Source organism: Serratia sp. Tan611, assembly GCF_905188235.1.
GTDB lineage: Bacteria > Pseudomonadota > Gammaproteobacteria > Enterobacterales > Enterobacteriaceae > Serratia_B > Serratia_B rhizosphaerae.
On sequence record NZ_LR994655.1, the window covers coordinates 4085261 to 4099230 of the forward strand.

General features: G+C 61.1%; 13 protein-coding genes. 2 read left to right on the top strand and 11 right to left on the bottom strand.

Annotated features, from left to right (window positions below; genetic code table 11):
• Window positions 1–23: 23 nt before the first annotated feature.
• The gene (gene yacL / locus TAN611_RS19280) at window positions 24–386 is read right to left on the bottom strand and encodes a protein YacL (RefSeq protein ID WP_054307103.1); all 363 of its coding nucleotides are present in this window, start codon (window positions 384–386) and stop codon (window positions 24–26) included.
• 185 nt (window positions 387–571) lie between these two features.
• On the opposite strand from yacL, the gene TAN611_RS19285 reads away from it, so the two are divergent.
• Window positions 572–1492, top strand: coding sequence for a LysR family transcriptional regulator (locus tag TAN611_RS19285; protein ID WP_203066885.1), 921 nt, complete (start codon window positions 572–574; stop codon window positions 1490–1492).
• Here the strand turns inward: TAN611_RS19285 and mdcH are convergent.
• From mdcH to acnB, 9 genes are all read right to left on the bottom strand, one after another.
• The gene (mdcH, locus tag TAN611_RS19290; protein ID WP_203066886.1) at window positions 1489–2421 is read right to left on the bottom strand and encodes a malonate decarboxylase subunit epsilon; all 933 of its coding nucleotides are present in this window, start codon (window positions 2419–2421) and stop codon (window positions 1489–1491) included. The two genes, TAN611_RS19285 and mdcH, sit on opposite strands and share 4 nt — an antisense overlap.
• Window positions 2422–2423: 2 nt before the next feature.
• Entirely contained in the window at window positions 2424–3038 is a 615-nt protein-coding gene (locus TAN611_RS19295; RefSeq protein WP_203066887.1) for a malonate decarboxylase holo-ACP synthase, read from the bottom strand.
• Window positions 3039–3049: 11 nt separating this feature from the next.
• Entirely contained in the window at window positions 3050–4009 is a 960-nt protein-coding gene (locus TAN611_RS19300) for an AEC family transporter (RefSeq protein WP_203066888.1), read from the bottom strand.
• 182 nt (window positions 4010–4191) lie between these two features.
• Window positions 4192–4998 carry a biotin-independent malonate decarboxylase subunit gamma gene (gene mdcE, locus TAN611_RS19305; protein ID WP_187044142.1) on the bottom strand — a complete coding sequence of 269 codons (807 nt, stop codon included), beginning with the start codon at window positions 4996–4998 and terminating at the stop codon, window positions 4192–4194.
• Window positions 4995–5831 carry a biotin-independent malonate decarboxylase subunit beta gene (locus TAN611_RS19310; RefSeq protein WP_187044141.1) on the bottom strand — a complete coding sequence of 279 codons (837 nt, stop codon included), beginning with the start codon at window positions 5829–5831 and terminating at the stop codon, window positions 4995–4997. The genes mdcE and TAN611_RS19310 overlap by 4 nt, the downstream gene beginning before the upstream one ends.
• Window positions 5824–6123, bottom strand: a complete 300-nt coding sequence (mdcC, locus tag TAN611_RS19315; RefSeq protein WP_203066889.1) for a malonate decarboxylase acyl carrier protein — start codon at window positions 6121–6123, stop codon at window positions 5824–5826. Before mdcC ends, TAN611_RS19310 begins: the two co-directional genes overlap by 8 nt.
• Before the next feature lie 21 nt (window positions 6124–6144).
• Window positions 6145–6999 carry a triphosphoribosyl-dephospho-CoA synthase gene (locus tag TAN611_RS19320; protein WP_203066890.1) on the bottom strand — a complete coding sequence of 285 codons (855 nt, stop codon included), beginning with the start codon at window positions 6997–6999 and terminating at the stop codon, window positions 6145–6147.
• Window positions 6999–8660 carry a malonate decarboxylase subunit alpha gene (gene mdcA, locus TAN611_RS19325; RefSeq protein ID WP_160030052.1) on the bottom strand — a complete coding sequence of 554 codons (1662 nt, stop codon included), beginning with the start codon at window positions 8658–8660 and terminating at the stop codon, window positions 6999–7001. The genes TAN611_RS19320 and mdcA overlap by 1 nt, the downstream gene beginning before the upstream one ends.
• 250 nt (window positions 8661–8910) lie before the next feature.
• Window positions 8911–11508, bottom strand: coding sequence for a bifunctional aconitate hydratase 2/2-methylisocitrate dehydratase (gene acnB / locus TAN611_RS19330; protein ID WP_105232484.1), 2598 nt, complete (start codon window positions 11506–11508; stop codon window positions 8911–8913).
• A gap of 709 nt (window positions 11509–12217) precedes the next feature.
• Between acnB and TAN611_RS23630 the strand changes: the two genes are divergently transcribed.
• Window positions 12218–12340 (top strand): hypothetical protein, encoded by a 123-nt coding sequence (locus tag TAN611_RS23630; RefSeq protein ID WP_255265501.1) that lies wholly within the window; start codon window positions 12218–12220, stop codon window positions 12338–12340.
• A gap of 92 nt (window positions 12341–12432) precedes the next feature.
• Here the strand turns inward: TAN611_RS23630 and lpdA are convergent, their stop codons facing one another.
• On the bottom strand, window positions 12433–13857 hold the full coding sequence (gene lpdA, locus TAN611_RS19335) for a dihydrolipoyl dehydrogenase (RefSeq protein ID WP_105232485.1): 1425 nt from the start codon (window positions 13855–13857) through the stop codon (window positions 12433–12435).
• Between the last annotated feature and the right edge of the window lie 113 nt (window positions 13858–13970).

The following is a 13970-nucleotide window of genomic DNA, read 5'->3' on the forward strand; positions in this document are numbered from 1 at the left end:
CGCCCGGTCAGCAACAGCCTGGTTCAGTAGTTCAACATAAAGTGCCGGTAGGCCTTCAACACCGCCAGGAAGTCTTCCACGCCGCAGAAGGAGAGGCTCTCTTCATCGTAATAGCTCATCCCCTCCTCCATCTCGTCGCCTTCGAACAGCAGCTGATTGGCTCTGATCATCACCTCTTCGCCGTCCATCAGCAGCGTATATTCATGCCCTTCCAGCTGCCACTGACGTTCGCTGCCCTTCACCTGCGCTGCGCCGCTCTCAATCCGGTCCAGCAGATTCAGATCGCCTTTCAGCTCTTCATTGATCCAATGGCCGATGGCTTCATGTCCCATAGAAAATCTGACGATTACCTGACCGGTCACATCCCGCAGAAATTCGTAATCCATCGTGCGCCCTCCCCAGGCCTGTTTATGGTAAGTGTACTGCTTTGTTCAGCCCAGATTTCAGCGAGCGCTCGCAAAGTTCAGCTCTTTTTTGCGGCGGGCAATATAGCGGCTTGACGCGGCAATGGGAAGCCGCCCGCCGCGATTGTTGTTATGATGATGCGCAGACACCGCCAAGGGACGCGTCAATGATCGACAGTGAAATAACCCTGAAAAAACTGGAAATCTTTCTGGCCTTTATGGAGACGGAAAACATCGCCCGCGCCGCCGAACGGCTGGGGCTGAGCGGCGTCAGCGTCCACCGCGCGCTGCATACGCTGGAAGCCGGCATACGCTGCCCGCTGTTTATCCATCAGGGGCGCAACCTGCAGCCGCTGCCCGCCGCCCATACGCTGGCGGACTACGCCCGCGATATCGTCGGGCTGACCCATAAAGGTATTGAAGAGACGCGGCTGAAGGCCGGCTTCGGGCAGCAGCGCCTGCGGCTCGGCACGCTCTATTCGCTGACGCTGGAAACGGTGCCGCGCCTGATTATGGGCCTTAAGCTGCGCCGCCCGGAGCTGGAAATCAATCTGACGATGGGTTCTAACGCCGCGCTGCTGGCGCAATTGCAGACGCAGCAACTGGACGCGATTCTGATTTCCGTCTCCGACAGCCAGATAGATCCGCAGCGCTTTGAGATCCAACCGCTGTTTAAAGACGATATTTTTCTTGCCGCCTCCGCCAGCTCCGCGCTGATCGTCGACGGCCCGGCGGATCTGCAGGATTTCCGCAGCCAGAAATTTGTCTCGCTGACCGAAGGGTTCGCCACCTACCACGGCTTTACCGAAGCTTTTCAGATCGCCGGTTTTGAGCCGGAGATCGTCACCCGGGTCAACGATATCTTCTCGATGCTCAGTCTGGTGCAGGCCGGCGTTGGCTATACCCTGCTGCCCGGCCGCATGAAAAAGGTTTACGAGCACACGGTGCGTCTGATGCCGCTGTGCGAACGCTACCAAATGCGCCAGACCATCGCGCTGGTGTTCAACCGCAATCAGCAGCAGGATCCGAACCTGCTGGCGCTGACGGCGGAGAGCCGCATGTACGCCCGTGGGGAGCGGCCCCGTTAAACCTCGCGGCGATAGCGCGCGACGATGCCGACGACCGCCGCCAGCCCCAACTGGCAGCGGGACAGCGCTTCTCCCTGCGTCATCACCTTACGCGTCAGCCCGGTGAGCACCGCCCCCGGCGGCATTTCAATCGCCAGACGTACTTCCCGTTCATACGCCGCCGTCATCGCCTCATGCCAGCGCACGGTGCGCGCCATGTTATAGGCCAGATCGTCGGCGATACGTTCAGGCTGCCACAGCACCCGCCCGCTGCTGCCGCTCAGATAGGCAATGCGCGGACGCCGCAGCGTCACCGCCCGCATAGCTTCCGCCAGCCTGTCCGCCGGCTGCGCCAGCAGTGGGCAGTGGGACGGCACGCTGACCGCCAGCCGGCTGGCCTTCGCCGCACCGGCCTGTTTTGCCAGCGCCATAATTTGCTGCAGCGCGTCGTCGCTGCCGGCCACCACCATCTGATCTTCGGCGTTGATATTGGCCAGATACAGCGGCGACTGCCCGCCATGCAGCTGCGCGATTAACGCCTCCACCCGGTCTTGCGACAGACCAACCAGCGCCGCCAGGCCATAGCCCTGCGGATAAGCCTGCTCCATCAGCTCGCCGCGCAGCGCCACCAGCTGCAGCGCATCCTCAAAACTCAGCGCGCCGGCCACCACCGCCGCCGGAAATGCGCCGATCGACAGGCCGCTGACGAAATCGGCCGTCACGCCGTTCTGCTCCAGTTCGCGGGCATAGGCTACGCCGGCAATCAGCAGACAGAGCTGCACCGCGCGCGTTTTTCGCAGCGCCTGCGCGCTGTCCAGCAACAGCGGATCCTCCCCCAGCACCTGGCGCGCCTGCGCCAGCAGCTCGCGGCTGACGGCGTTATCCGGCAGTTGATGCAGCATCTGCGGCGTCTGCGGCCCCTGGCCGGGAAAGGTAAACAGAATCTTCATCGTCACTCCTGCGGCGCCGACCATGGCGCATCGGTCAGATAAGGGCCGCCGTTGGTTTTTAACAGTACCCGCCCGTCGCGCAGCCACTCGTTCAGCGCAAAACCGCCGTATGGGGTTTCAACCTGCAGATCGACCCGGCACGGCAGCGTGCGCAACCGCTGCGCCAGCGCATGCAGCGCCGCACGCCCGACGGGCTGCGGGCAGCGTACGGTAAGGTCCAGATCGCTGTCCGGATGCATCACCGGCAGGCCGGTGGCCAGCGCATAGCCGCAGCTGCCGGTCACACCCCACGCCCAGCGCCACGGCTGCGCCGCCAGTTCGCGCAGCGCACGCACCGGCGGCAGGGCGGCGAAAGGCGACGCCGCCGACAGCCCGGCCACCAGCGACTCCGGCGTCACCCGCCGGCATACCGCAGCGGGCGGCAACCAGGCTGCCGCCCGCTGCGCGCGCGTTTCGCCGCGGATCCCCACCGGAATGGCGCCGTCGCGCGGCATATCGCGCCGCACTACCAGCGGCAAGTCGCGCAGCTGCTGCCGCGCCAACCATGCCGGTGAAACGCCGGGAAATATCAGCGCCTCGACGCTTTCCGTCCATAGCAGGTCATGCGGACGTATCATGGTTTCCTCCGTTACAGACCGGCAGTCAGGGTGATAAACAGCGGCAGCGTCAGGATACACAGCACCGAGCTTATCAATAGTGTGGCTTCCGCATCCGGCGACCGGACGCCGAAGCGGTTGCCGAACACGATGCCGAAAAAGCCCGCCGACAGCGCAATCATCAGGATCGCGGTGATCGCCACGCTGCCGTGCAGCCCTAACGCCAGCACGATGCCCCAGGCGATAAACGGCTGGATCAGCAGTTTGGTGACGCTGGCCAGCAGCACCGAGGCATTGATTTGCAGGCGGCGCGCCGACAAGATCACCCCGGTCAGGAACAGCGCCGCCGCGGTGGCCGCCAGCCCGAGCGGTTTGATCGCCGCCAGCACCATCTCCGGCATCCGCACGCCGATGGCCGACAGCACCACGCCCAACAGCGGCCCCCAGACAATCGGTTTAATCACCGAGCGCCACATCAGCAGCGGCAGCATACGCAACCCCGCCTGCTGTGCACCGCCGCCGGCGCGGGCTTTTTCTCGCTCCAGGATCAGCAGACAAAACGGCGTCATCAGCACCGAGCCGCAGGCAATGGAAACCGCCACCGACAGCGAGGTGCCCGGCGACTCGCCCAACACGCTGCCGAGGATCGGCAGGCCGAGCGCCGCATAGTTGGGCAGCGCCACGGTCAGCGTCAGCACCGCCGCATCCTGCGGCGACTTGTGGAACAGCCGGGTGCTGACGGCATAAATCGCCGCGTAGGTCAGCCACATCGCCAACACCAGCACCACAATCAGCGGCGACTGCTGCACGATGCCCAACCATGGGGTTTGTACGGTGGCGCTGAACAGCGCCGCGGGCAAAGCAAAATCCATCACAAAAATATTAAGCAAAGAAACATTCTGGTTATCGACCATTTTTGTCTTGCCGGCGTAAAACCCCAGCAGCATGATGACAAAAATCGGCGCCAACGCATGAATAATGATGTATGTCATAAATCACCTGTTAAAAAGAAAAAAATTCAGTCAGTTCAGGTGCGATGTGTTTCTTATTTACTGGTGTTGTCGTGCCCGTAGCAAAGATGCAGATGAAGGTAGCGATTGGTTGTTATCAGCCGGAAAGGGTTCGCTCCCTCCCCGACCCGGTTATGACGAACTGACGTTAACGAAAGCCTGTCTTACCATTCGGCGCGCATGCGCTCGCGCACCAGTGCGGAACTGCGGCGGTTGTCCGCCCCCAGGCGATTTTCCAGCCCGCAGCCCTGCTGCCGGCTGTCTGCGATCGCCGTGGCGAGCGTCTGGCGCACCAGCGCCAGCTCCTGCTGCGTCGCCTGCAACGGATCGCAGATATCCAGCAACTGGTCCAGCAACCCCAGCGAGCGGTAGTGGCCGATGTCGTAGGCCATCGGCGGGATAGAGGCGGCCAGTTTCTCCAGCGCCTCGACCGAACGCAGCGTAATGCGCGCGGCGGATGCCTTGCCCATGGCGTGGATCATCACGCCGTCATCGTTAAAGGCGATCAGCCGGTTAGCCTGATAGCCGTGCGCCAAAAACGCCCCCGACATCGCCTTGCCGACGATCAGCCCAATCACCGGATGCCCGGCCAGCCGCGCCGCCGCGTAGGCACCCGCCGCGCCCGCCAGCGCCTGATGAATGCCGAACGCCTCTTCGCGGCGGCCGTAGGCCTGGCTCGGTACGTCGATAATCGCCACGATGGCGCGTTTCTGCGTTTGATTCTGGTCTGCCGCCACCGCTTCACTCACCACCTGCGCCAGCGTCCAGCCCTCCAGCAGTCCCACCTCGCCGCGCGCGGCGCGCGGGTAATGGTTGTCGGCGTCCGGCACCACGGCGATAAAGCGCGCCGCCTGTCCGTCGAGATCGCCGTCGGCGACCCTGACCGAGGCGCACTGTCCGCGCCGTTCCTCGCTCCCCTGCGTCAGCAGGGAAAACCAATAGTCACCGCGGCTTCTTGTCTGCGTGCTCATGCGCGATCCTCCCGAGTGAAAAGTTGCGCCACCACGGCGGCGTCCGCCTGCTGACGGCTGTCAAACTGCGTCAGTTTCGGCAGGTAATAGTCATAGCGTTCACTGCGGTGCTGCGCCGGCACGCCGCGCGCCAGGCAATCCAGCATCGCAGCGCGCACCTGATGCAGCGCGTCCTCCACCTCAACGTCGGCGAAACCGCTGCGGTAACGCACCTCGCCGCCGGTCATGCTCCAGATAAACGGCCGGTCGCGGGAGTCGTACTCGTCAATTCCCGCCTCCTGCTCAATCACCTGCGGACCGTTAAGCCCCAGCCGCGCCTCGCGGGTGACGATCAGGTAGCTGCACAGGCCGGCGGCAATCGACATGCCGCCGAAGCAGCCGACGGTACCGGCGATAATGCCCACCACCGGGGTATAGCGCCGCAGGTCGGCGATAGCGGCATGAATATCGGCGATCGCCGCCAGCCCCAGATTGGCCTCCTGCAAACGCACGCCGCCGGTTTCCAGCAGCAGCACCGCCTGCGTCGGAATGCCGTTGCGGTTATCCTCTGCCGCCAGCTCCAGCGCCGCCGCCATTTTGGCGCCGGAAACCTCGCCCATGCTGCCGCCCTGGAACGCCCCCTCAACCGCCGCCACCACCGCCGGCTGGCCGTTCAGGGTGCCTTTGGCCACCACCATGCCGTCATCCGCCTGGGTGACGATGCCCTGCGGCTCCAGCCACGGTGAGGTAATACGTTCAAACGGCCCCAGCAGTTCGCGGAAGCTGCCGTCGTCGAGTAAATGCCGCGCCCGCTCACGGGCGCTGAGTTCAATAAAGCTGAGATCTTCACGCATGGCCGGCCTCCTCAAATACCTGCTCAATCCGCAGACGCGCCACCCCCGGCGTCGCGCCGAAATCGTTGATCTCCAGTTGCCCCGCCGGCAGGCTGCGCAGCGCAGCCAAACGCTCGAACAGATGCCGCCAACGCTGCTGGCTGCCGTTGACCGAGGTTTTAATCACTACCCGCAGCACATCGTCCTCTGCAGGTTCAAACAACGCCTCCATATCGCCGGAGCCGACCACGCCGGCCAACCGTTGGCCGACCACGCGCTCCACAGCCGGATAGCTCAATTCAATACGTTCCATAACGTCCTCTCGAATAGATGTTCAGCGGCCCGCCGCCCGATCGAGCAACAGCGCCGCCGCCAATAAGTCCGCCGCCCCGCCCGGCGAAGCGTTGCAGGCCAGCAGCCGCTGTTCCAGCCGCGCCAGCTGCACCCGCCCTTCCGGCCGCTGATAACCGCCGGCGCACAGTACCGCCTGCGCGCCCTGCCGCATCGCCTGCAGCGCCGGCCAGCCGCTGCGCGACAGTACGCAGGTGTCGCTCAGGCTGGTCATGATCGCCATCAGCGCGTCGAGCCGGGCCGCCTGCTCGTCGGCGCCGGCTGCGCGGCTGCGCCACAGCTGCGGCAGCGCCAGACGCATCACATGCGGAAACCCTTGCTGCGCCTCTTCCCGCGCGCCGGGCACCCGATAGCGCCGGGAAGCGCGCAGCCCGTTGCTGAACGATTTCGGGCTGGCCGGGTCTGCCAACTGCGCCAGTTGCGCCGCCCGCAGGCAGGTTTGCCGCGCGTCGGCGCGCCCCTCCCTCATCGCCAGCGCCGTCACCAGCAGCCCCAGCGCCCAGATGGCGCCGCGATGGGTGTTCACCCCGCCGGTCGCCGCCATCATCCGCCGTTCGCCCTCGCGACCGATACGGCCAATCTCCTGACGCAGCGCGCCGTCCGCCGGGCGCTGCCAGCCGGCGATCGCCAACGCATAGAAGGTGTCATGCAGACTGAGAGCAGAACGCTCCATCAGCGCCAGCGTCAGATCCTGATGCGCACCGCTGCCGCGCGCGTCCACCAGCCCCGGCTTCGGGCTGAGGCGCGCCTCGTCAATCAGCGCCCGAGTGGCGGCGTCCGCCAGACTCAGCGCGACGGCATCGACCCGCGACGCACTGCTGCAGGGGGAAAGTGTCATCACCAGCTCCGGAATTTAGCCGGCGGGTTGTACAGACCACCGGACCAGTCCACCAGATCGGCCACGCTGCCCGCCGCCAGCAGCGAACGGTCGGCCTCGGTGCGGCGGATGCCCATATCTTCCGGGTACGCCACTTTGCCTTCGCGGCGCAGCTGCGCCACCCGCGCGGCGTCCACGCCCAGGCCGATATCGGTAATGCCGGCCACGGCGGCGACCATCGCGCGGCGCTCCTCCAGCGAACGGGCGCGGTACAGATAGGCGATGCCCTCTTCGGTCAGTACGTGGGTGACGTCATCGCCATAAATCATCACCGGCGCCAGCGGCATGCCGGCGTCTTTGGCGACGTCGATTGCATCGAGCTTCTCGACAAAGGTCGGCTTCGCGCCGGCCTGGAAGGTTTCCACCATCTGCACCACCAGCTTGCGGCCGCGCGCCAGCGGATCCGGCTCCTCGATCATATCCAGCCATGCGGGAGTGGCATGACGGCGGCCATGCGGATCGTGGCCCATATTCGGCGCGCCGCCGAAGCCGGAGAGGCGCCCGCGCGTTACGGTGGACGAGTGCGCCATGGCGTCAATCTGCAGCGTGGAGCCGATAAACATATCCACCGCGTACTGGCCCGCCATCTGGCAGAAGGCGCGGTTGGAACGCATCGAACCATCGCGGCCGGTGAAGAAAATATCCGGACGCGCGGCGATGTAATCCTCCATGCCCAGTTCGCCGCCAAAACAGTGCACGGTTTCCACCCAGCCGCTTTCAATCGCCGGGATCAGGGTCGGGTGCGGGTTCAGAGTCCAGTGTTTGCAGATTTTGCCTTTCAGCCCCAGCCGCTCGCCGTAGGTCGGCAGCAGCAGTTCGATGGCGGCGGTGTTGAAGCCGATACCGTGGTTAAGGGACTGCACCTGATGCTCGGCGTAGATGCCTTTGATGGCCATCATGCCCATCAGTACGTGGACGGGTTTGATCAGCCGTGGATCGCGGGTAAACAGCGGTTCGATAAAGAACGGCCGATCCGCCACCACCACAAAGTCGATCCACGAACCGGGAATATCGACCCGCGGCAGGTCAGTTTCGTCGTCCACCAGCTCGTTAACCTGAGCAATCACGATCCCGTCTTTAAACGCCGCGGCCTCCACCAGCGCCGGGGTATCCTCAGTGCTGGGGCCGGTATACAGATTGCCCTGCCGGTCGGCCTTGAAGCCGGCCACCAGCGCCACGTTCGGCACCAGGTCAACATACAGACGCGAATAGAGTTCGATATAGGTGTGGATGGCGCCGATTTCCAGCTGGCCATCTTCCAGCAGCTGAGAAATACGCAGGCTCTGGGTGCCGGAAAAGGCGAAGTCCAGCTTGCGGGCAATGCCTTTTTCGAAAATATCCAGATGTTCGGCGCGGCCGACGCTCGGCATAATCATATGCAGATCGTGCACGGTCGACGGGTCGACCTGCGCCAGCATGCGGGAAAGGAAATCTGCCTGTTTTTGGTTGTTCCCTTCCAGCACCACGCGGTCCCCCGGCACCAGCAGCCGTTCCAGCGCCGCGGTTAAATCTGCGGTAGGGATCACCTTCCCTTGCACCTGCCCCTGTACGCTGGCCAGCCGGCGTTGTTTCTCCTGACGTCGGGTATCCCAGACGCGGGCGGGCTGTTGATAAAGCGACATAGCTAAACCTCCCCGGTTTAATTGATTTACGCTTCACGCAGTAAGAATTACGAAGAGGATTAGATTAGGACGCTAACTATTCACCATCAATCAACCACCAGAGGCAATCATTAGCCCAAGGTTAATGATTTAAAATAGCTTTTAATTTTCAGTTAATTAAAAACATACAAATGCGGAAAAGGTCACAGTTCAGGCATAAAAAAAGGGAGCCTGGCGGCTCCCCTGATAGCGCATTAACAGCGTGCGGTTTTTACACCGCGGTCTGGAAAATCACACCGTCGGCTTTCTCCGTATACTGCTCCAGCTGGTTGAAGTTCAGATAGCGGTAAGTGTCGGCCGCGCTCTTATCCACCTGCTCCATATAGGTCTGATACTCGTCCGGCGTTGGTAAGCGCCCCAGCAGCGAAGCCACCGCCGCCAGCTCTGCCGATGCCAGATAAACATTGGCGCCGGTGCCCAGACGGTTCGGGAAGTTACGGGTTGAAGTCGAAACCACCGTCGCGCCGTCAGCAACGCGCGCCTGGTTGCCCATGCACAGCGAGCAGCCAGGGATCTCGATACGCGCCCCGCTCTTGCCGAAGACGCTGTAGTAACCTTCTTCGGTCAGTTGGGCCGCATCCATCTTGGTCGGCGGCGCCACCCACAGACGGGTCGGCAGCTGGCCTTTGTGCTGATCCAGCAGCTTGCCCGCCGCACGGAAGTGGCCGATGTTGGTCATGCAGGAACCGATGAACACTTCGTCGATTTTGCTGTTGGCCACGTCGGACAGCAGACGCGCGTCGTCCGGATCGTTTGGCGCACACAGGATCGGCTGGTTGATTTCCGCCAGGTCGATCTCGATCACCGCCGCGTACTCCGCATCGGCGTCGCCTTCCAGCAGCTGCGGATCCGCCAGCCATTTTTCCATGCCCTGAATACGGCGTTCCAGCGTACGACGGTCGCCGTAACCTTCGGAGATCATCCATTTCAGCAGCACGATGTTGGAGTTCAGATACTCTTCGATCGGCGACTTATCCAGCTTGATGGTACAGCCGGCGGCGGAACGTTCGGCGGACGCATCCGCCAGTTCGAAGGCCTGTTCAACCTTCAGTTCCGGCAGGCCTTCAATTTCCAGAATGCGGCCGGAGAAGATGTTTTTCTTGCCTTTCTTCTCAACGGTCAGCAGACCCTGCTGGATCGCATAGTAAGGGATGGCGTGCACCAGGTCGCGCAGCGTGATACCCGGTTGCATTTTGCCTTTGAAGCGCACCAGCACCGACTCCGGCATATCCAGCGGCATCACGCCGGTCGCGGCGGCAAACGCCACCAGACCGGAACCGGCCGGGAAGGAGATGCCGATCGGGAAACGGGTGTGGGAATCGCCGCCGGTGCCGACGGTATCCGGCAGCAGCATGCGGTTCAGCCATGAGTGGATGATGCCGTCGCCCGGACGCAGCGAGACGCCGCCACGGTTCATGATAAAGTCCGGCAGCGTGTGGTGTGTGGTCACGTCAACCGGCTTCGGATAGGCGGCGGTATGACAGAAGGACTGCATCACCAGATCGGCGGAGAAGCCCAGGCAGGCCAGGTCTTTCAGCTCGTCACGGGTCATCGGGCCGGTGGTGTCCTGGGAGCCGACAGAGGTCATCTTCGGTTCGCAGTATTCGCCCGGGCGCACGCCGGCTACGCCGCAGGCGCGGCCAACCATTTTCTGCGCCAGCGAGAAGCCGCGATCGCTTGCCGCAACCGGTTTGGAGATGCGGAATACGTCGGTATTCGGCAGGCCCAGCGACTCGCGCGCCTTGGTGGTCAGGCCGCGGCCGATGATCAACGGGATACGGCCGCCGGCGCGCACTTCGTCCAGCAGCACGTCGGTTTTCAGCTCGAAGCTGGCGATCAGCTCGCCGGTTTCGTGGTTACGCACTTCGCCTTTGTACGGGAAGATGTCGATCACATCGCCCATATTCAGGTCGGAAACGTCCACTTCGATCGGCAGTGCGCCGGCATCTTCCATGGTGTTGAAGAAGATAGGCGCGATTTTACCGCCCAGCACCACGCCGCCGCCACGTTTGTTCGGCACGTGAGGGATGTCGTCGCCCATAAACCACAGCACCGAGTTGGTGGCGGATTTACGGGAAGAGCCGGTGCCGACCACGTCGCCGACGTAAGCCAGCGGGAAGCCTTTTTCGCTCAGCGCTTCAATCTGTTTGATCGGGCCGACGCTGCCCGGCTGATCCGGTACGATGCCGTCACGTTCGTTTTTCAGCATTGCCAGCGCGTGCAGCGGAATATCCGGGCGTGACCAGGCATCCGGCGCCGGAGACAGGTCATCGGTATTGGTTTCACCGGTTACCTTAAAGACGGTAACGGTGAGTTTTTCCGCCAGTTCCGGACGGGACAGGTACCATTCGGCATCGGCCCATGACTGCATGATTTGCTTGGCGTAGGCGTTGCCCGCTTTGGCCTTCTCTTCCACGTCGTAGAAGTTGTCAAACATCAGCAGGGTATGAGACAGCGCTTTGGCGGCGATAGGCGCCAGCTTGTCATCGTCCAGCGCTTCAATCAGCGGATGAATATTGTAACCGCCCTGCATGGTGCCCAGCAGTTCAACGGCTTTTTCCGGAGTAATCAGGGGGGAGGTGGCTTCGCCTTTGGCGATGGCTGCCAGGAAACCTGCTTTGACGTAGGCGGCTTCGTCGACGCCTGGTGGAACACGGTTAATCAGCAGGTCTAACAGGAATTCTTCTTCGCCTTGCGGCGGATTCTTTAATGATTCGACCAGCGCTGCCATTTGTGATGCATCTAATGGCTTAGGGACGATGCCCTCTGCAGCACGCTCGGCCACGTGCTTACGGTATTCTTCTAGCACGACTTTCTCCTCGCTCTCATTGTCATTTATTGTGCCTGGCGTCCATACCTTGCGTCGCTGAAACGGCAGCGCTGTCGGCTGCAGCCTCTGAGACTCCGGATTTGTTATCAAAGCCGGGTTTTTTAGCGCACGGCGATATTACGAGGCACTGCTGTCGATGTCCTGGACTGTAAGGTACAGTGCCCGGTTCCGCCCAGCCAGCATATCAGGATTTGAATCGGTTGTTAATTCGTTCACATAAAAGCAACATTAAATCTTTGCTGAATCGTTGAGCACAGAGTAATCGGCTGCAATGCAGGCAGGACAAGGCGGTCGGGCGCATCGTAATAGCCACACTATTACAATAACTATTGTTTGAACAGCGGAAAAAACGCCGGAGACAAAAACAAAAAAACCGCCGTTAAGGCGGTTCCTTTGTTCCGTACGGCGTTAGCAGGCACCGGACGGAATACTTACATCGTAAAGTACGATACAAGCGCCACAAAGCAGAGACATTCTGCGCAATCACGCTTAAAAAATCAACAAAAAGAATGTGGAAAACATGATTCCACGTTACTATCTCACCGGGTCTGTTCTGCCGGTTTAGCAGCCGGTCACCGGGCTTGAGGACAGTTCTGCCACAACTGCGATGTGAGCGTCACAAAGCGCTTGTTCCACCGGGATTTTCCCGGTGAAGTCGCGGTGGTCGTGGTTCCACAGGGATCGCGCAATGAAAAGGAGTTCGTTATTTATCCTGCTCATTGTACTGGGCGCGGCGTTTGGGGTTGATAAAGGCGGTTGGTCGGTCAACGGCAACAGCCTGACGCTGAACGTGATAGTCCAGAACAAGTAAGCTACTGGCCGCTCTCTGAGCGGCCTTTTAGCGGCGTCATAAAAAACGGCCCCTTCTCAGGAGCCGCTTATCAACCGTTTAAGCCGGAAAAATTACTTTTTCTTGGCCTTCGGGTTAGGCAGGTCGGTAATGCTGCCTTCAAACATCTCAGCCGCCATACCTACCGATTCGTGCAGGGTTGGGTGAGCGTGGATGGTCAGCGCGATATCTTCCGCATCACAACCCATCTCGATAGCCAGACCGATCTCACCCAGCAGCTCGCCGCCGTTGGTGCCGACAATCGCCCCACCGATAACACGGTGAGTCTCTTTGTCGAAGATCAGTTTGGTCATGCCGTCTGCACAGTCGGAAGCGATAGCACGGCCGGACGCCGCCCACGGGAAGGTGGCGGTTTCATAGCTGATGCCTTTCTCTTTCGCTTCTTTCTCGGTCAGACCTACCCATGCCACTTCCGGCTCGGTATACGCGATGGATGGAATCACTTTCGGATCGAAGTAGTGCTTCAGACCGGAGATAACTTCCGCCGCCACGTGGCCTTCATGCACGCCTTTGTGCGCCAGCATCGGCTGACCGACGATATCGCCGATGGCGAAGATGTTCGGTACGTTGGTGCGCATCTGCTTGTCAACGTTGATAAAGCCGCGCTCATCAACCGCCACGCCCGCTTTGTCGGCATCCAGCAGTTTACCGTTCGGCACACGGCCGATAGCCACCAGCACCGCGTCATAACGCTGTGGTTCCGCAGGCGCTTTTTTGCCTTCCATCGTGACGTAGATACCATCTTCTTTGGCTTCTACCGCGGTCACTTTGGTTTCCAGCATCAGGTTGAACTGCTTGCTGATACGCTTGGTGAACACCTTCACCACGTCTTTATCAGCCGCCGGGATCACCTGATCGAACATTTCCACCACGTCAATCTGAGAACCCAGCGCGTGGTAGACGGTGCCCATTTCCAGACCGATGATACCGCCGCCCATCACCAGCATACGCTCTGGGACAGTTTTCAGCTCCAGCGCATCGGTGGAATCCCACACGCGCGGGTCATCATGAGGGATAAATGGCAGTTGGATTGGACGAGAACCTGCGGCAATGATGGCGTTATCGAAGTTGATGGTGGTCGGACCGTTTTCGCCTTCAACAACCAGGGTGTTAGCGCCGGTAAATTTGCCCAGACCGTTAACCACTTTAACTTTACGGCCTTTAGCCATACCCGCCAGACCGCCGGTCAGCTGAGTGATGACTTTCTCTTTCCAGGTACGGATCTTGTTGATGTCGGTTTTCGGCTCACCGAAAACGATGCCGTGTTCAGCCAGTGCTTTGGCTTCTTCAATCACTTTGGCAACGTGCAACAGTGCTTTGGAAGGGATACATCCCACGTTCAGGCAAACCCCGCCCAGCGTGGAATAACGTTCAACCAGAACGGTTTCAAGACCTAAGTCAGCGCAACGAAAGGCAGCAGAGTAGCCTGCTGGGCCCGCCCCAAGTACCACGACCTGAGTTTTTATTTCAGTACTCATCATGACCTCTTAATTTATTGTCCGGCGGGTCAGACGTCATTTTTATACCCGTCATCTTTCACCTTGCCGCGTTGTTGGCTTCATTCGCTCACCCCAGTCACTTACTTCAGTAA